We start from the raw sequence: 18871 nt of genomic DNA, 5'->3' as shown, positions 1-18871 counted from the left end.
TTTTTCTTTTCAAGAAAAAAATTTGTGTAGTTTTAATGGCATGTAAATGTTTTGTTCCCCGTAAATCTAAATCTATGCGCAAGAAATTTCTGGCCTTATTGCTAAGCCTCACTATTTTTCTGTCCGGATTATATGCAGGAGCTGGTTTCTTCACCATTATCGGAAACAACCCTGCCATCACCAAAATGAGCACGGTGGCGTTTGTGGAGTACTGGAAAAATGTCGATAGCTATATGGCGGCGAGGATGCCGGTTTTTGGTCCGATACTTTTATTATCCTTGCTGATCAGCACAATCATGCTGTTCAGAGATAAACAACGGCCTTCAGCGCTACTCATGCTCTTGGCACTGTTGATCATTGTGATGGATCTGGTCTTTACATTATCAGTAAACCATCCGCTCAACCACCTGATACAAAGCTGGGATCTTCATGCGCTGCCAGCCAATGCGCGGGAGATACAGCTGCAAGTGGTGGCTGCTTTCAACACCAGGTCGCTGATGATGATCGTATCTTTTATTGCGGTGATCGCCGCTGTGGCGCTTAAAAATCAATCTTTAAAAAACCATCAATGACTGCATTCAATTTGACGAAGCGTAGGAATAAATTCATCTTTGTTGTTCTATCATCGAAGGCCCGATTCCCTCCTCCTGATAAAGCAAAACCGAATGAACAAGAAAACACTGCTGGCAATTTTAATCTCCCTGCCGTTACTGCAATGTAGCAAGGAAGCAGCGCCAGCATCCGCGCAAGCATCCAACAAGCAACAATGGATCAAGGATTATTTCCAGGCATTATCATCTTCCAATTACCCTGGTATCCATGCGGTCAGCTGGTGGCAGGAAAATTTTGACGGTTCTCTTCTGGCCGTCAATTCCAGCGAAGCGGCGCTTCAGCAATACCAGGCGGAGGTGAGCAGCCCGCTTTTTTCGGAGCAGTGTTCTTTTACAAATGGAAAGCTGAGTATACCGTCCGACAAGCGCTATCACGCTGCCTTTCCCAATTTTGGCGGTACGGAAGACCAGGTGTCGGCCAGCGGTATCGCGGATTTTGAGGCATTGGCCAGGAAAAAAATAGCCTGGGCTTATTTCTCCAATAACTGGCTGAATGGCATTACCTTCCCGCAAAAGGAAGTGGATATCATCAGGAATGCCGGAAAGATCCCTTTTATACGCATGATGCCCAGGAGCCGGTTTGAAGCCGGCAAGCCTGATCCGCAATGGCATCTGATCGATATCATTCATGGGCAGCACGATACGGCCCTGAAAGCCTGGGCAACCGCCGCAAAAAACTATGGCGCCCCGCTCCTCGTAGAATTTGGCGCAGAAGTAAATGGCAGCTGGTTCCCCTGGAACGGCGCTTACAATGGCGGCGGCACGCTCGACGGATACGGCGACCCCAAGTACCCGGACGGGCCGGAAATCTACCGCGATGCCTTCCGTCATATCATCGACCTCTTCAGGCAAGCACAAGTAAATAATATCACCTGGTTTTTCCATATAGATGCCGCCGGCTCCCCGGAGGATTGGTGGAACGATGCCCCGTATTATTATCCGGGCGATGATTACATCGATTGGATAGGCATCAGCACCTACGGGCCGCAAAAGAAAACCGATAGTTACACTAGCCCCAAAGACTTGCTGGATAAAGCATACAGGCTGTTACAATCCGTATCTGCTCAAAAACCTTATGCAATTGTAGAAGTGGGTGTAACGGAATGGTAACAGGTACGTATATACGCAATTGGTGAAGTTTTACTACAAATCCCTATATTTGTGCCTTAACCCAAATTAATTAACCCAACAGAAGGTTGTCCCCCTTCTTCATTGCATGTGATTTTAAGTCCCGTAATTTTTATTTAACTATATGGAAAAAGGAAAACTTCTTCAAGAGTACAAACAAAGTTCATCAATGTGGGTAGTATATGGCTTTTTTATAGGGCTATTTGTATTGATGGCCCTGGGTGGATTAGCACTGGCTTTCCTGCTGCCTAATGAGCCGGGAATGGGCTTCGCCTCAAAGTTCATTTTTGTTTTCTGCGCGGTCCTGGCGATCATTTTTTATGTAAGCGCAAAAAAGAAAATGGATAAGCCGCAATATTTCTTATATGAAAATGGCATAGATCGCAAATACAAATCGCAGGAATATTTTATGCCTGCAAAAGACCTGACAGACCTCTTCCTGTTCACCACCGGAAAATCGCCAGGCCCTAACAATCTCGCCTTTAAAAGCGAAGGAAGCGACCAATGGGAGCTGATCAGCGTTCATCACAGCGGAAACATCGGCGCTTTGATTGAGCTGAACAGCATCAAAAGAAGCGAGTACCTGTGGCCGGAAATTGAGCAGGGAAAAACGATCAAATTCAATTATATCACTACCGCTACCGCTTTAAAAAACTCTTTCACGGCCTTGTCTGCCAATACCTTCCTGAATAGCAAAACCCAACAGGTAAGTCTGAATAATAAATTCCTCACTGTTAATGATACGAACTATCCTTTAACAGACCTGCAACCTATTCAGAGAGCGACGGTAAAAGGCTATTTGATCAAAGATAAAAACGGAAAGGAAGTATTTAGTTTCAGCGAAACAACACTTTGGAGCTTCGCAGTTTTTGCAGAGATTTATTCAAGGTTGCTGGAACAGCGTTCTTAGCAATTCTCTTAGCAACAAAAAAGCCTTGCACTATTGCAAGGCTTTTTTGTGTCGGGATGGTAGCCAGGGAGCCTCAGCAATCTTGTTGGAACATTGTTGCTTACCTTCATAGTCCCAACGAAACTATTATACGATGATATTGCCCAAAGACAGAGACCCCCGATTTATAACGATAAGACGAGGTGGTACTTTAACAGATTCAAATCATCGCTTACTTGCGCTCTGGGCGGCTGATTGCGCAGAACATGTATTGCATTTTTTCGAAGCGGTACAACCTGCTGATCCTCGTCCACGCCTGGCTATTGCGCACATTCGCGCATGGGCGCGCGGTGAAATTAAAATGATGCAATGCCGTGCAGCAGGCGGCCACGCTATGGCCGCAGCAAGAAATTTAAAGGGCGCCGCCCGAAATGCGGCTTATGCTGCGGGGCAAGCGGCGGTGACGGCGCACGTTGCAGCTCATGAACTGGGAGCTGCCGCCTATGCAATTAAAGCGGTCAAGGAATCTGTCAAAGAAAATGAAAGAGAAGATAGGGGCCGGAAAGAGTGCCAATGGCAACGTAAGCAACTGCCGGATGATATTCGCGAACTTGTGATAGACGATCAGAAACTAAGAAATCATATCTGCTGGTTTGCGTTCAATTGCTGATAGTATAAGACTTTGGAGAAATAAAAAAGGACAAAACAGAATTGCTTCCATTTTGTCCTTTCTGTCGGGGCGGCAAGATTCGAACTTGCGACCTCCTGCTCCCAAAGCAGGCGCGATAACCGGGCTACGCTACGCCCCGAATCCCTGACAGTCCGCACTTTCAGCTCAATCAGAAAGCCCTTATGGCATTTCCTTGCTTCAATTGCGGAGTGCAAATGTAGGAATAAGTTTCATATAAAAACAAATTTTTAAAATATTTTTTGAAACAAAAATTTTCATTCGCTGCAAACAAGCTGCAGCAAAGGGTTTCAACAAACGACAGCAATGTGCACAAATGCACATTGCTGTGTAGAAAACAGGGATAACGCTAGTTGCCACGCCGGATATAGCCAAAAATTCCGTGTGATTCTTCTCCCGGTCCGGCCGTAAAAAATAACTGGTTACGGCCCGTCATGGGGATGTTGTTATCCAGCCCCCACAGGCCTTCAATCACGATCGGTTGTTTGCCGCTTTGTAATGCGCCGATGAATTTGCCATCTTCACCATACAGGTTGATATGCCCGTCGCCGAAGTTGCCAACGATGATAACGCCATCATCATCACAGAAACCTGGCGCAGCTTTTACAATGCCCCAGGGTGAGTTCAACGCGCCTTGCGACACGAAACGCTTTACCAGCATGCCATTGGTGCTGAATATGTCAATGTACCCATTGCCCGGACCAGCCTGGTCGTCATGTTTATCGGGCTTCTGTTTGGCATAGGTTACAAACAGTTTATCACCGATGTTCCGGATATTGAATGGCCCGAAGCCTGCCGGCAAATCCGGGTCCATGAAGGGTTTGCCGCTTACGAGATGGAAGTTTTTGTCGAAAACATCGATCGTGCCATTGTGAAAATTGGTTGCATAGAGGAAGTTGGCGCCGCCATCACTGGCGAGTGCCAGCCCTTTGTATACCGCGCCAGCGGTGGATTGATCGGCCATGATGGTGGCGACATCGCCGCCATTCCAGGCGACGATCGTACCATCTTCTGTAGCGAAAATGAATTTCGCAGGTTGTGGCATTTTGCCGGTCATGAAATCGGGGGTGCTGTTAAAAACAATGCCTGCAGGCGCGCCGGCACTGGTATCCCCGGGCGCAGGGATGCTTACCGGTGGCCGCAATGTAGCGCCGGATTTGTCGTAAACCGTACTCAAACCAGTGTGGTTGTCGGCGATCCAGATAGGGCCGGATGGATTGGCAGCGATGCCCCAGGGGTTCACCAGGTTGGTGTCCAGCCTGGCTGCTCCGAAGCCGGCTACGTCGGCCACAAGGTTCACCTGTGTGTAGTCGTGAAGCGGTGGCGGCTCATTCTTTTTACAGCTGGACAATACAAAGATAGCGGCCGCCAGGAGGGTGGCCATCGGCCAGACAAACGATCTCCGGCCCTGCTTTGTGGAGGTACTCATGTTGATGAGATTTTAATGATGACAGGTGCAACAGTGGCGGCTAACGGGGGATAGCCGGTTTCTCTTCAAAAAAAATATGGATAGCAAATTCCTGCACGATCGATCTGGGGATCCGCCCCTGTTAACACTGGCTACGGGCGCTTAACAAAAAGGGTTGCCCGGCTGTAAAAAATTATTTGACAGGCTGTACAATGCCGTCAATAGCGTATATGCGTTACCGTTATATCCGGGTGATTAAAAACAAAAAAGGAATCAACGTTTGTTGATTCCTTTTTGCTGCGGTGAGAGAGGGATTCGAACCCTCGGTACAGTTTAACCCGTACGACGGTTTAGCAAACCGTTCCTTTCGGCCACTCAGGCATCTCACCAGTCCCCTGAAGGGGTTGCAAAAATAGGAAAAATTTTAAATTCACCAAAAGTAATCACTTTTTTTCTCATCTTTTTTTCGAGGCTGCAGATCAGGACTCAAAGAGTTGGATACGATCGCCGGAAGAGGGCCGCAGATCGGCATTGTCGGCCACGGGTTGCGGATGGCGGCCTTCCCGTTGCAAGGCCAGGGCGGCATTGCGGAAGGCGGCGCGACGCTTCCAGTCGAACCACCGCCGTCCGAAAAGATGCCGCATGGCATTGTCGAAACGTCGCACCAGCACGATGTTACGGAAGCCTCTGAGTTTATCCGATAATGAGGGCGGGATCGCGCGGTAGCTGATGGAATATCCGTCGGTTACGTATTGTATGTAATGCCAGTAGCCCGCAGGAATAAACAATGTATCACCTTTTTCAAGGGTACACTCCCAGCCGCGCAAGGCGGCCAGCGCAGGGTATTGCACGTAATCAGGATGCCGCAGGTCCACCAGGCCATGAAAACTGAACGGCAGCCGGTACAGGTAGGGCGATGCCGCGTTGGCAAAAAGGTACACTTTCTTCGTACCATGTAATTGCGACAGGAACACATGCGACATGTCGATATCATAATGATACCGTACGCTGGAACCCGCGCCACCAAAGAACATAAAGGGCAGCCAGGATAACAGGCCTTTGGTCAGTTTCTTTACCTGCAGGTCTTTTTTCAATTCAGGTTTTTCCAGCAGGAGGTTGAAGAGGAAGAGGCGGAGTTCCGTAGGTCCTGCATTGATCATATCCAGATAGGCCGCAAAGGTCATTTTTCGTTCAGGCGGGCTCGTTACCTTGTCGAGGTGGGCATCCTCACTGCCGTGCACCGCTACGGCTGTATTACCGGCTTTTTCAGCGAAATAAGCGTAACTCCATTTGGTGAGTGCGGGTCCGGAAATAAAATCACGGATGATAACGGGCTGCTTGGTCTTCAAATAGTCCTGTTCAAATGTGGCACTGCTCATGGTGGCTGCAACAGGAATCGGCGCAAGTTTCATAGTCTACAAATTCTATAGACTAAGATATATAATCTTTCTTAAATCAACAATGCCCTGGCGGAATCGCCAGGGCATTGTTGAAAATAGGTTTTGAAGGGGTGTTACATAGCGGCCAGCTGTACTTTCTGTTGTAATTCTATTACGCTGTCGCGGAAATTATTATCAGTATCCATCAGGTCTTTCACAGTTTGGCAGGAATGTATCACGGTGGTGTGGTCACGTCCGCCGAAATGTTCGCCGATGGTTTTCAGTGAATTTTTAGTAAATGATTTAGCCAGGTACATGGTGATCTGACGGGCCTGTACGATCTCACGTTTGCGGGTCTTTTGCAGCAGTTTGTCGTAGGGGACATCAAAGTATTCGCAGACCATTTTCTGTATGCTCTCGATCGTGATTTCTTTGGAAGATGTTTTCACGAAAGATTTGAGTACACGCTTCGCCAGTTCGAGATCGATCTCTTTGCGGTTGAGAGAAGACTGTGCCAGCAGGGAGATGAGCGCGCCTTCCAGTTCGCGTACGTTGGTCTGGATATTATAGGCCACATACTTCACTACTTCTTTCGGCATTTCCAGGCCATCGTTGCGCATTTTCATTTCCAGTATCTCCATCCTTGTTTCAAAATCAGGGATCTGGATATCTGCGCTGAGGCCCCAGCGGAAGCGGCTCAGCAGGCGTTCCTGCACGCCATCGAGATCTTTCGGCGCCTTGTCTGACGTAAGGATCAGCTGTTTGCCTGATTGATGCAAATGGTTGAAGATGGCAAAGAAAGCATCCTGTGTTTTTTCTGCGCGTGCGAAGAACTGGATATCATCTACAATCAATACATCTATCAATTGATAGAAGTGTATGAAATCGTTGATGATATTATTTTTCGAGTGATCGATGAACTGATTGATAAACTTCTCTGCGCTCACATACAGCACCGCTTTGTTGGGGTGCACACGTTTTACATCGTTGCCGATGGCTTGTGCCAGGTGAGTTTTACCAAGGCCTACACCGCCATATATTACCAGGGGATTGAAGGAAGTACCGCCCGGTTTTTCGGAAACGGTTTTACCTGCGCGCCTGGCCACACGGTTACAATCGCCCTCTATATACGAGTCGAACGTGTAGTTTGGATTGAGCTGTGAATCTATTTGTACCCTTTTAATACCCGGAATAACAAACGGGTTCTTTACCGGGTTCTGAATCGTTAAAGGGAAATCTACTTCATTGTCTTTCTGAGGTTTTGTAAACTGCGTAGGCATGTTTACTGTTCTTGGATGTTGATGCGGCGTGCCGTTCTCTACTACAATGCGGTATTCCAACCGGGCTTCTTTACCTAATTCTCTTTTGATAGTTTTTCCTAACAATCCCACGTAGTGCTCCTCAAGGTATTCATAAAAGAATTGGCTGGGGACCTGGATGGTTAAAACATTGTTTTCAAGTTTAATGGGTTTAATTGGTTCAAACCATGTCTTAAACGGCTGCCACTCCACTATATCCCTAATTATATTAAGACACCTTTCCCAAACTTGTTCGCAAGTTTTATTCATTGAGATAAAAAAAATTAGTTTGTTTCTTAATTAAGGATGTTCTCGAATTCGCAATTCCTCAACGCAGGATGTCGAAAAAAGTTCAGACAGGACGACGAATATCTGTAGAAAATGTTGAAAAAAAAAATTTATCTACCCTTGTTTATATTATCCTGATTACAGTGTGCAAGCACCTGCTGACGGCCCGCTGCTATTGCTTTACAGCATTGACACTCCTCGTTTTTTACTACCGCGAATGCAATTGATTAACAGTATCTTTCCTCCATGCGTTGCCCCTTTATCCTCAATATGAACACATAACAGATAAAATAACATTGCACCTGTACAGACCTCCGTAAATCATCCAGCTGAAAACCGTGAGATATTCACAATTTTTTTCGCGAGGGTGCAAAACTATGTTAGTATCTCCATTTAAAAAAATGTGTTTGGAGCTAGTAAATAACGAAGTATTTCTTTATATACCCGCGCGCTTGTAATTAATAAAAATTATTTGCCTCCACTTGGGTGAATATCTTATCTTTGATGCTTCTGAATTTAAATTAATTTTCTATGAGTTTTGAAATTACCGGAAAGCTGATTGTGAAGTACAACACGGTACAACGTAGCGAAACTTTTAAAACAAGAGAGTTCGTTATCGAGAAATCTGATGACATCAATGGCCGTGTTATCAACAACTATATTAAATTCCAGTCGGTACAAGACCGTACAGGCATCGTAGACCGGTTCAATGAGGGAGAAAACGTTAAGGTTTATTTCAATATCAAAGGTACGCGTTGGGAGAAAGATGGTAAAGTGAACTACATCACCAACCTCGATGCATGGCGCATGGAATCCGTAATGGCCGCTCCTGCTCCCGGCGCTGATCCAATGCCTAACTACAACACCCCGCAGATGCCCGCCGCTGGCGGCGATGGCAGCGATGACCTGCCCTTCTGATGAATTTACAGATTTATGAATTTAGGGATTTAGGGATTTAAGAATTTAGGGATTTATAAATTTATAAATCCCTAAATTCTTAAATCCCTAAATCCCTAAATCATCCATCAATTTAGGATAGCTACCTAACATGATACAACAACTCACACTCAAGCTGCTGCCGGCGGAAGCCGCCACTGCTGCTCATATCACCCGGCATGCCGCCAACGCGCTCGGCCTGCCCGCCAAAGCCATCACCGGCTACAATCTCCTCAAACGCTCTATCGACGCACGTTCCAGGCAAGTATACTTCATGGTCACCATACAGGTGTTCGTGAACGAACCTTTCCAGCAACGGGAACACCTACATCCCGTATATCCCGAACTGCCGAAAGACGCCCCCCGCGTGATCATCGCCGGAGCCGGGCCAGCAGGGCTTTTCGCAGCACTACGCCTCATAGAGGCCGGCATCAGACCCCTAATACTCGAACGCGGCAAAGATGTGCGCGCACGCCGCCGCGATCTCGCCGCCCTCAATAAAACAGGCGTCGTACACCCCGACTCCAACTACTGCTTCGGCGAAGGCGGCGCAGGCACTTACTCCGACGGCAAACTGTACACCCGCTCCAACAAACGCGGCGACATCAACCGCATCCTCAGCATCTTCGTGCACTTCGGCGCAGAAGAAAAGATCATGATAGATGCACACCCGCATATCGGCACCAACAAACTGCCGCACATCATCACCGCCATGCGCGAACAAATCATCGCCTCCGGCGGCGAAGTGCACTTCGAAGAAAAAGTAAGCAGCCTGCGCATCAAAGACGGCCGCATCACCGGCGTAGAAACCGCCAGCAGCCACACTTTCGACGCACAGCAACTCATCCTCGCCACCGGCCACTCCGCCCGCGACATCTTCCAGATGCTGCACCGTCAACAAATACTCATCGAGGCCAAACCCTTTGCCCTCGGCGTACGCGTGGAACATCCGCAGGAACTGATCGACAGCGCCCAATACCATTGCGCCATCCGCGGCGAATACCTGCCTCCCGCCAGCTACAGCCTGGTAGAACAAGTGGAAGGCCGCGGCGTATTCTCCTTCTGCATGTGCCCCGGCGGCATCATCGCACCTGCCGCCACCGATCCCGGTGAACTCGTTGTGAATGGATGGTCGCCTTCTAAACGCAACAACCCCTTCGCCAACTCCGGCATGGTGGTGACCGTAGATGAATCCGACTTCGCCGCATACGGCCACCAGGGCCCGCTCGCAGCTATGTACTTCCAACAGGCCGTAGAGAAAGCTGCCTTCAATGCGGGCGGCGGCAAGTTCGTAGCGCCGGCACAACGCATGACTGACTTCGTTCACGGAAAGCTATCTGCTTCCTTACCCGAATGCTCTTACCTGCCCGGCGTGAACAGCGCTGATCTCCGCCACGTGCTGCCGCCAGCAGTACACCAGCGGCTGGCAGGCGCTTTCAAAGCCTTCGGCAAAAAAATGAAAGGATACTACACCGCCGATGCCATACTGGTAGCCACCGAATCACGCACGTCTTCACCAGTACGCATTCCCCGCGATAACGATACGCTGGAACACCCGCAGGTGGCCGGCCTCTATCCCTGCGGAGAAGGTGCAGGCTATGCCGGCGGCATCGTATCCGCCGCCATGGACGGCGAACGGGTAGCCTCCATCATCGCCGCCCGCCTGCAACATTAGTATTATATAAACGGCAAGCTGAATTGATGAATTATTCACGATTAATCGGTAAATTTTCATCATGAACCTTATTGAAGTCCAACACCTGAAAAAATATTACGCCACGCACAAAGCCGTAGATGATATGAGCTTTGGCATTCCGCAAAGCAGCATCTTCGGCCTGCTCGGTCCCAACGGCGCCGGCAAAACCACGCTGCTGCGCATGCTCACCGGCATCTTCTATCCGGATGAAGGCAACATCCTCTTCAACGGTCAGCCATTTGTACAAGAACAACATGTACAACAGATCGGCTACATGCCTGAAGAACGCGGCCTCTATAAAAAAATGCGCGTAGGCGAACAAACCCTGTATCTCGCACGCCTCAAAGGTCTCAGCGAAAAAGAAGCCAGGGCCAAAATCAAATACTGGTTCGAAAAATTTGAGATCAACAGCTGGTACAACAAACGTATAGACGAACTCAGTAAAGGCATGCAGCAAAAAGTACAGTTCATCTCCACCATCCTGCATGAACCCAAACTGCTCATCCTCGATGAACCCTTCTCCGGCCTCGATCCCATCAATTCCAACCTTATCAAACAGGAGATCTTCCATCTCAGCAAAAACGGTACTACCATCATCTTCTCCACCCATCGCATGGAACAGGTGGAAGAGATATGCGACCGCATTATGCTGGTCAATAAAGGCAAGAAAATACTGGATGGCGCCGTGAAAGACATACGCCAGCAATTCAAACAGGGCCTCTTCCGCATCGGCCTTGGCGTAATGCCCAATGCTGCGCAGATGGCCACCTATCACTTCACCATCGTGGAAACACACGACCTTGCCTTCACCGTAAAACTGAATGCAGACAGCAACACCAACGATATCCTCCTGCACTTCATCCGGCAGGATATACCCGTGGTGTATTTTGAAGAGATATTACCCACCATCAACGAAGTATTTATTTCACAGGTACAACAGACCGAAACCCCGGCGCCGGCAGCCATGCTGGCCTGACCACAATTCTGACTTATGGAAAAGATCTGGCTCATTATAAAAAGAGAATTCATTACCCGCGTACGTAAACGCTCCTTCCTGATCGTAACGCTGCTGATACCGCTCGCATTTGCCGCAATGGTATTGGTTCCTATTTTAATTGCCACCAATTCCGGCGATAGTAATAAACATATCGCGGTGATCGATAAAAGCGGCTTCTTCGAAAAACACTTCCCTGATACGCACGGCATCTATTTCAAATTTGTGAAAGATAATAACCTCGACAGTCTCAAAGCGCATTATGAAGAGCTGGGCTATGACGGCGTGCTGTACATTCCCGAGATTGATATCAACCGTCCTTCCGGATTTCAGTTCTATAGCGAAGGACAGGCCAGCATGTCGCTCGAAAATGCGGTGAACCGCAATATCAATGATGTGATCGAGAAGCGCCGCATGGAGCTGCAAGGTATCCAGGAATCGCAGCTGAACGCTATCCATTCTGACGTAAGCACAGATTTCAAGAATGGCAAGGAAGAGACGAAAGGCAGTTCCTACGTGGCTTTCGGCGTGGGCTATGCCAGCGGCTTTATTATCTACTTCGTGCTGTTGCTTTTCGGTACTGCTGTGATGCGCGGTGTGATGGAAGAGAAAGTGAGCCGCATTGCGGAAGTGATGATATCCAGTGTACGGCCTTTTCAGTTGATGATGGGCAAGATCATTGGTATTGCAGCGGTAGGGCTGTTACAGTTTCTCATCTGGGCCGTGCTGATCTCGGGCTTTTACCTCTTGCTGCCTTTGTTCGTTTCGCCTGAATCCTTGCAGGCCGCCAACCAGGGCAGCGCCATGGCCAATAATGCGCAGGCCGCAGAATCAGTAAAACGTGTGATGGACGTTGTAAGTAATATCAACTGGGGCTTGTTGCTCAGCGGTTTCTTTTTCTATTTCCTCGGTGGTTATCTATTTTATTCTTCGCTGTATGCGGCAGTGGGAAGCCTGGCTAATGAAGATGCCAGTGAAGTGCAACAGATGAGCCTTCCGGTAACGCTGCCGATCATCATTGGCATTATGATCATGATCAAAGCGGCCAGTGATCCCGGCAGTCAGCTTGCCGTATGGGGCAGTATCATTCCTTTTACCTCGCCTATTGTGATGATGGCGCGGCTGCCTTACGGCGTGCCCGGCACAGTGCCGGTATGGCAACTGGCGCTGTCGGCCGTATTGCTGGTAGCGGGTTTCATCTTTACCACCTGGATGGCGGGAAAGATTTACCGCACCGGTATCCTGATGTATGGCAAGAAAATTACGTTGAAAGAAGCCGCGAAATGGATCTTCAAATAAATCCATAAATTCAAAAATCAATAAATCCCGAAATCTATCTTTCCCAGTTTCTCCCGGGTGGTGTTGAATTCATCCCAGATGTGTTGCAGCACCTGGGCGGCTGGCAGGATATCATGTATTAGTGCACTCACCTGGCCAATCTCCAGCTCTCCTTCATCGAGGTGGCCTTCGAACATGCCGGCTTTGGCGCGGGCGCGGCCCAGCAAGGTTTTCAGGGCATCGGGATCAGCGCCCTGATCTTCCGCAGCTTTCACGGCGTCGTAGAAATGATTTTTGATCATCCTCACCGGCGTGAGCTTTTTGAGGCTTAGCATGGTATCGCCTTCTTTCGCGTGCACCACTGCATTTTTGAAATTGATATGGGATGATGCTTCGGGCGTGGCCACGAAGCGGCTGCCTACCTGCACGCCTTCAGCGCCTAGTGCAAAAGCGGCGGCCATGGCCTTTCCGGAGCCGATGCCCCCAGCGGCGATCACGGGTATCTTCACCTGTTCGCATACGGCAGGGATGAGCACCATGGTAGTTGTTTCTTCTCTTCCATTATGGCCTCCTGCCTCGAAACCCTCTGCCACAACGGCGTCTACGCCGGCGGCCTCGCTCTTCAATGCAAAAGCAGAACTGGACACCACATGTACCACGGTTACCCCGGCGGCTTTGAGCATGGGGGTCCAGGTTTTGGGATTACCGGCAGAAGTGAATACCACGGGCACTTTTTCTTCCAGGATGATTTGCATCAGCTGCTCGATATCGGGATAGAGCAGCGGCACATTGACGCCAAAAGTGTGGCTGGTGGCCTGTTTGCACTTCTGTATATGCTCGCGCAGCACATCAGGGTACATGCTGCCTGCGCCGATGAGCCCCAGTCCGCCGGCATTACTAACGGCGCTGGCTAAACGCCAGCCGCTGGCCCAGATCATGCCGGCCTGAATAATCGGGTACCTGGTATTGAAAAGTTTTTGGATCCTGTTCATAAGCGGCAGCTATAGTAACGAAGATAAGCATCCTTCCTTAACCGAGGTCGATCTCGGTATTGTCGCCGATATTAAGGCTCTGGCTTAATCCGCGGATATTGGCATCACTGCCGATCAGGGAGGATTTGAGCACTACTTCATACAGATTGCTGAAAGAGCCGATGATAGAGTCTTTCACGATGGAGTAGTTGATGACGGTATTATCGCCTATGGCCACATTGGGGCCGATGATGGAGTGCTTGATATTACAGCCTTCGCCGATGCTTACGGGCGGTATGATGATAGTATTTTCATACGGCAGCACAGGATTGCTGGCGAGCTTGTATTTCTTCAGCAGGATGGCATTGGTTTCGAGCAGGGTGTCTTTCCGGCCGCAGTCGAACCAGTTGTTCACTTTGAAGCCGTTGAAGCGCACGCCTTTTTCGATCATGCATTCCAATGCGTCGGTGAGTTGAAATTCGTCGTGTGATTTGATCTTGTTATCCACATTGGCTTGCAGGCATTCGTACAGCGCCGCTGTTTCTTTGATCTTGTAAAGGCCTACCAGTGCGAGGTTCGACTTGGGTATCTGTGGTTTTTCCACTACGCGGCTGATGACGCCGTGCTCGTCTATCTCGGCCACGCCAAAGTTGCGCGGGTCTTCTACTTTTTTGAGGCCCAGCATGGAGTAGGGCGCATCGATCACTTCTTTGAAATCTGTTTCGCAAATGGTGTCTCCCAATACGATCAATATCTCATCTTTGCCCACTACTTCACGGGTGAGGAGAATGGCATGCCCGGTGCCTTCCCTGCTGTTCTGTTGTACAAAATGACAGGTAAGCTGCGGATATTTCTTCTCTACATAATGCTGGATCTTCTCCCCGAGATAACCTACTACGAATACAAACTCCGTGATACCGGCTTCCACCAGCTGATCTACGATGATGCTGAGGATGGTTCGGCCGGCCAGCGGAATCAATGCTTTCGGTTGTGTATATGTGTGTGGACGGAGTTTGGTGCCAGCTCCGGCCACGGGTATAATTGCCTTCATGATGCGGCAAAAATAAACAATTCGCAATTGCATTTCATGCCCGATTACTTTACTTTTGCATCAAATTTTAAGGCATCATGCAAAGAGACCAGCAAATATTTGATATAATCCGCCAGGAATTGGAGCGCCAGCGCCATGGCATTGAACTGATCGCTTCAGAAAACTTTACCAGCTTGCAGGTAATGCAGGCGATGGGAAATGTGATGACGAACAAATATGCCGAAGGCTACCCTGGCAGAAGATACTATGGCGGTTGCGAGATCGTGGACCAGAGCGAACAACTGGCCATCGACCGCGCCAAACAAATATTTGGTGCTGAATATGCCAACGTACAACCTCACTCCGGCGCACAAGCCAATGCTGCTGTGATGCTGGCCATCCTGCAACCCGGCGACAAGATCCTCGGTCTGGATCTCAGCATGGGCGGCCACCTTACCCACGGTTCCGCAGTGAACTACTCCGGAAAGCTCTATCAGCCGCATTTCTACGGTGTAAACAAAGAAACCGGCCTGATTGAATACGACAAGATGGAAGAGATCGCGAACCGCGAAAAACCCAAATTGATCGTTTGCGGCGCTTCTGCCTACAGCCGCGACTGGGACTACAAACGCATCCGCGAGATCGCTGACCAGGTAGGCGCTTTCGTGATGGCTGATATCGCACACCCCGCAGGCCTCATCGCCAAAGGATTGCTGAACTCACCTTTCGAACATTGCCACTTCGTTACCACCACTACCCACAAAACACTGCGTGGCCCTCGTGGCGGTATGATCCTGCTGGGCAAAGATTTCGAAAATCCATTCGGCCTCAAAACACCGAAAGGCGAGATCCGCATGATGAGCTCCCTCATTGATACCGCCGTATTCCCCGGCATCCAGGGCGGCCCGCTCGAACACGTGATCGCCGCCAAAGCAGTATCTTTCTTCGAAATCCTCACTCCTGAATATGATGCCTACGCCAAACAAGTGCTCAAAAATGCACAGTCCATGGCGAAGAGCTTTGTAGATAAAGGCTACCAGATCGTTTCCGGCGGTACCGACAATCACCTCATGCTGATCGACCTCCGCAACAAAAATATCTCCGGTAAAAAAGCAGAACAAACACTCGTGAAGGCTGATATCACCATCAACAAAAACATGGTGCCTTTCGATGATAAATCCGCTTTCGTTACTTCCGGTATCCGTATCGGCGTTCCGGCCATCACCAGCCGCGGCCTCAACGAAGCTCACATGGGCCAGATCGTTGACTGGATCGATCAACTGCTGATGGATGCCGACAATGAAGCACTGATCACTAAAGTAAGAGGAGAAGTGAACAACTTCATGCAACAGTTCTCCCTCTATCCTGAACTGGGATAATATAAACTGTCTTGAAAAAAGACCCGTCCCCACGTGAGGACGGGTCTTTTTTTTAAATAAATGTTGGTGGTTTCAAAAAAACATTTACTTTTATACCGTACTAGTTAAGTAGTACACTAAACCACACATACATTATGATCAATATCCAGTCATTGCAATTCAGCTACCGGAAGAACAAGCCCCTCTTCGAAGGACTGAGCCTGCGCCTGGAAGCTGGCCACATCTATGGCCTGCTAGGCAAGAACGGCGCCGGCAAATCCACCTTGCTGAAGCAGATCGCCGGCCTCCTCTTCCCCGATGGCGGCACCTGTGAAGTAATGGGCTATGCCTCCCGGAAAAGACAACCCGCCTTCCTGCGCGAGATATTCCTTGTACCAGAAGAATTCTATCTTCCTAAACTATCTGTCAAAAACTACGTGAACGCCTACTCGCCGTTCTATCCCAACTTCGACCAGCGGGCATTTCAGCGGTACCTGGAGGAGTTCAGTATCCCGCAGGACCAACAGCTCACGAGCATGTCTTATGGCCAGAAGAAAAAAGTGCTCATCAGCTTCGCCCTGGCCACCAATACCAAAGTGCTCATCATGGACGAACCCACCAATGGCCTCGATATCCCGTCTAAAAGCCAGTTCCGTAAGGTGATCGCCGCAGCGGTGAGTGAAGACAAATGCATCGTCATCTCCACCCACCAGGTACGTGATCTCGACAACCTGATCGATAGCATTGTGATCATCGATGATCACAAGATCGTATTCCGGCAGGACGTAGGCACGGTGATGGATAAACTGACTTTCAAAACCGTGAGCCAGCTGGATGCCTCACAGCCTGTATTGTACGCCGACAGCTCCCTGCGCGGCCATGCCGTGGTGATGAAGAATATCCACCAGGAACAAAGCCGTATCGATATGGAACTGCTGTTCAATGCCGTCCTCTCCAACCGCCAACCTATTCAGGAACTCTTTAACTGATCACGATGGAAACAAACAATACGTTCTCATTGCCCAGGCTGGGCCTTTACATGAAGAAGCAGCTGGTGGCCAATTATAAATTCTATCTCCTGGCCGTCATTGGATTATTTCTCCTCATGACGCTCGTCGGCGTGCTCATTGTAGTACTGGGGCATTATTCAACGACACAAAAACATATGATGCCCGCTTACTATTTATTCCTGTGCTTTTCGCTGGTCCTCTTTACCTGCAGGTCGTTCCAGGAACTTGGCGGCAAGGAAACCGGCGTTGATTTTCTCATGCTGCCGGCTTCGCAGTTCGAGAAATTCTTCTCACAGCTGCTCATCACTACCGTCGGCTTTATGCTCGTATTTCACCTCTGCGCCTTCATGGCCTTCGAGATCGCCGGATTGGTACATCGCGCTATTTATGATACATCGATCCCGCTGGATTTCCCGCTGTTCAGCCATCCGGATGAAAAAATATATATCTATGTTGGTGCGATGATCGGCCAGGCCATGTTCCTGCTGGGTTCCAGCTACTTCCACAAGTTCAGCTATCTGAAAACATTCCTCTCCATCGTCGTACTGGCAGCGGCTTTCGCCTTGCTGAACTCCTTGTTCCTGCAGATCATTTTTGGTGGTAATATGTACCATTGGTCAGCGCAATTGCCTTTTGTGCTGATAGGCGCAAAAGATCCTGCCAATGATCATTCTGCCGTGATGTATATAATCCCGGAATCGCTCCAGCATGGCTACCTGTTTATTGTGAAGTTCCTGCTGGCGCCGATATTATGGACCCTGGCCTATTTCCGGCTGAAAGACCAGGAAATTTAAAACTATTGAAAGATGGAATTCAAAGATTCACAAGCGATATACCTGCAAATAGCAGATTTTATCTGCGAGCAGATCCTGCTGGACAAGTGGCAGGCAGAAGAGCGCATCCCTTCCGTACGGGAACTGGCCGTATCGATGGAAGTCAATCCCAATACGGTGATGCGCACCTGCGAGCTGCTACAGCAACAGGACATCATTTATAATAAAAGAGGGATCGGCTACTTCATCCAGCCGGATGCGGTGAAAAAGATCAAGCAGTTCAAAAAGGAGGCTTTCATCTCCAACGAGCTGCCTAGTTTCTTCCGCAATATCTATCTGCTGGATATCGAACTCGACGAGCTGAAACCACATTTCGAAAAATTTAAAAAATCCAATTTCAGATAATATGAAAACGAGTACCAAATTATTCGCAGGCTTTCTGGGCCTGCTCGTATGTCTGATGTTGATGTCAGATATCGTCCTGCGGAGCAACTTCGCCAAGGGGATCACCAACAACCCGAATAGCAACTATTCTTCTCAAGTGAAAAAAAATACCACGACCACCGTGCAACCTTTTAAAATATTGGTCGTCATTAATGCAGCAGCCAGGGAAATGGCCCTCAAAGAAGGCCAGGCGATAGCCCCGGAGAAGAAGACAGTCATCAATGAACTAGCAAACAAGGGCCAGGTATATTTATCAAAAGCAGAACAGTATACCGTTACGCACAACGACGGCATTACTGTACAACAAAGCGGCGATACCCTTACGATCATGATCATACAGCCATCTCCGCTGACGGTGAATTGTCCGGATGTACGGGAAATCAGGAACGAGTATGCAAATATTTCCATCGAAAGGCTACAGCCGGAACAGCTACAACTCACTACCAGCGCGATTTCTGCTACGTACTTTGCTGATTGTAAGGCGGGCACCCTGCGGATCAATGGCGGCGCATATGCACTCATCGATCTTCCCGGCGACAGGAACAAGGTAGACTCCTTGTATCTCACGCTGGGCAAGCATTCTGAGCTATCGGTCCGCGACATGAACACCAGCTTCTCTGATATCCGGGTAGATAGCCTCGGCAGCCTGAACATCAGCGGTAAAGTGCTCCTGGGCCTGCGAACAAAATAGT

At 49.1% G+C, this 18871-nt stretch carries 18 protein-coding genes and 2 tRNA genes; 13 read left to right on the top strand and 7 right to left on the bottom strand.

The genetic code is table 11. The features are described from left to right. Positions 1 to 74: 74 nt before the first annotated feature. From FPG75_RS01075 to FPG75_RS01060, 4 genes are all read left to right on the top strand, one after another. On the top strand, positions 75 to 572 hold the full coding sequence (locus FPG75_RS01075) for an anthrone oxygenase family protein (protein WP_161596620.1): 498 nt from the start codon (positions 75 to 77) through the stop codon (positions 570 to 572). A 93-nt stretch (positions 573 to 665) separates the two neighbouring features. After that, entirely contained in the window at positions 666 to 1721 is a 1056-nt protein-coding gene (locus FPG75_RS01070; RefSeq protein ID WP_143304644.1) for a glycosyl hydrolase, read from the top strand. A 187-nt stretch (positions 1722 to 1908) separates the two neighbouring features. Further along, entirely contained in the window at positions 1909 to 2649 is a 741-nt protein-coding gene (locus tag FPG75_RS01065; RefSeq protein ID WP_143304643.1) for a hypothetical protein, read from the top strand. A 133-nt stretch (positions 2650 to 2782) separates the two neighbouring features. After that, complete coding sequence (locus FPG75_RS01060; RefSeq protein ID WP_143304642.1) at positions 2783 to 3298, top strand: putative immunity protein; 516 nt, start codon at positions 2783 to 2785, stop codon at positions 3296 to 3298. Positions 3299 to 3362: 64 nt separating this feature from the next. Here the strand turns inward: FPG75_RS01060 and FPG75_RS01055 are convergent. The 5 genes from FPG75_RS01055 to dnaA form a co-directional block, all read right to left on the bottom strand. Continuing rightward, positions 3363 to 3437, bottom strand: a tRNA-Pro gene (locus FPG75_RS01055). A gap of 228 nt (positions 3438 to 3665) precedes the next feature. Beyond that, entirely contained in the window at positions 3666 to 4745 is a 1080-nt protein-coding gene (locus FPG75_RS01050) for a TIGR03118 family protein (protein ID WP_143304641.1), read from the bottom strand. 279 nt (positions 4746 to 5024) lie between these two features. Beyond that, positions 5025 to 5113: transfer RNA gene (locus tag FPG75_RS01045), tRNA-Ser, on the bottom strand. A gap of 90 nt (positions 5114 to 5203) precedes the next feature. Further along, positions 5204 to 6136 carry a cupin-like domain-containing protein gene (locus FPG75_RS01040; protein ID WP_143304640.1) on the bottom strand — a complete coding sequence of 311 codons (933 nt, stop codon included), beginning with the start codon at positions 6134 to 6136 and terminating at the stop codon, positions 5204 to 5206. Positions 6137 to 6237: 101 nt separating this feature from the next. Then, a complete protein-coding gene (gene dnaA, locus FPG75_RS01035) occupies positions 6238 to 7671 on the bottom strand; it encodes a chromosomal replication initiator protein DnaA (RefSeq protein WP_143304639.1) in 1434 nt (477 codons plus the stop codon). A 549-nt stretch (positions 7672 to 8220) separates the two neighbouring features. Here dnaA and FPG75_RS01030 point away from each other — a divergent pair. From FPG75_RS01030 to FPG75_RS01015, 4 genes are all read left to right on the top strand, one after another. Next, on the top strand, positions 8221 to 8607 hold the full coding sequence (locus tag FPG75_RS01030; protein ID WP_143304638.1) for a DUF3127 domain-containing protein: 387 nt from the start codon (positions 8221 to 8223) through the stop codon (positions 8605 to 8607). A gap of 130 nt (positions 8608 to 8737) precedes the next feature. Beyond that, positions 8738 to 10300: an NAD(P)/FAD-dependent oxidoreductase gene (locus FPG75_RS01025; RefSeq protein ID WP_143304637.1), complete on the top strand. Its 1563-nt coding sequence runs from the start codon at positions 8738 to 8740 to the stop codon at positions 10298 to 10300. A gap of 61 nt (positions 10301 to 10361) precedes the next feature. Further along, positions 10362 to 11297 carry an ABC transporter ATP-binding protein gene (locus FPG75_RS01020; RefSeq protein ID WP_143304636.1) on the top strand — a complete coding sequence of 312 codons (936 nt, stop codon included), beginning with the start codon at positions 10362 to 10364 and terminating at the stop codon, positions 11295 to 11297. Between the two features lie 15 nt (positions 11298 to 11312). After that, entirely contained in the window at positions 11313 to 12614 is a 1302-nt protein-coding gene (locus FPG75_RS01015) for an ABC transporter permease (RefSeq protein ID WP_143304635.1), read from the top strand. A 17-nt stretch (positions 12615 to 12631) separates the two neighbouring features. Here the strand turns inward: FPG75_RS01015 and FPG75_RS01010 are convergent, their stop codons facing one another. After that, a complete protein-coding gene (locus FPG75_RS01010) occupies positions 12632 to 13585 on the bottom strand; it encodes an NAD(P)H-dependent flavin oxidoreductase (protein WP_143304634.1) in 954 nt (317 codons plus the stop codon). A gap of 37 nt (positions 13586 to 13622) precedes the next feature. Then, on the bottom strand, positions 13623 to 14615 hold the full coding sequence (locus FPG75_RS01005) for a sugar phosphate nucleotidyltransferase (protein ID WP_143304633.1): 993 nt from the start codon (positions 14613 to 14615) through the stop codon (positions 13623 to 13625). Positions 14616 to 14692: 77 nt separating this feature from the next. On the opposite strand from FPG75_RS01005, the gene FPG75_RS01000 reads away from it, so the two are divergent. From FPG75_RS01000 to FPG75_RS00980, 5 genes are all read left to right on the top strand, one after another. After that, entirely contained in the window at positions 14693 to 15973 is a 1281-nt protein-coding gene (locus FPG75_RS01000) for a serine hydroxymethyltransferase (protein ID WP_143304632.1), read from the top strand. Positions 15974 to 16107: 134 nt separating this feature from the next. After that, the gene (locus FPG75_RS00995; protein WP_143304631.1) at positions 16108 to 16941 is read left to right on the top strand and encodes an ABC transporter ATP-binding protein; all 834 of its coding nucleotides are present in this window, start codon (positions 16108 to 16110) and stop codon (positions 16939 to 16941) included. A gap of 5 nt (positions 16942 to 16946) precedes the next feature. Next, positions 16947 to 17756, top strand: a complete 810-nt coding sequence (locus tag FPG75_RS00990) for a hypothetical protein (RefSeq protein WP_143304630.1) — start codon at positions 16947 to 16949, stop codon at positions 17754 to 17756. A 12-nt stretch (positions 17757 to 17768) separates the two neighbouring features. Continuing rightward, positions 17769 to 18140, top strand: coding sequence for a GntR family transcriptional regulator (locus FPG75_RS00985; RefSeq protein WP_143304629.1), 372 nt, complete (start codon positions 17769 to 17771; stop codon positions 18138 to 18140). A 1-nt stretch (position 18141) separates the two neighbouring features. After that, positions 18142 to 18870: a hypothetical protein gene (locus FPG75_RS00980; RefSeq protein WP_143304628.1), complete on the top strand. Its 729-nt coding sequence runs from the start codon at positions 18142 to 18144 to the stop codon at positions 18868 to 18870. Position 18871 lies beyond the last annotated feature (1 nt).

The sequence above is a fragment of the Chitinophaga vietnamensis genome (genome assembly GCF_902167635.1).
In the GTDB taxonomy this organism is placed as follows: Bacteria; Bacteroidota; Bacteroidia; order Chitinophagales; family Chitinophagaceae; genus Chitinophaga; species Chitinophaga vietnamensis.
Note: the sequence above shows the minus strand (reverse complement) of the source record. Positions and strands in the feature narration are given on the sequence as shown.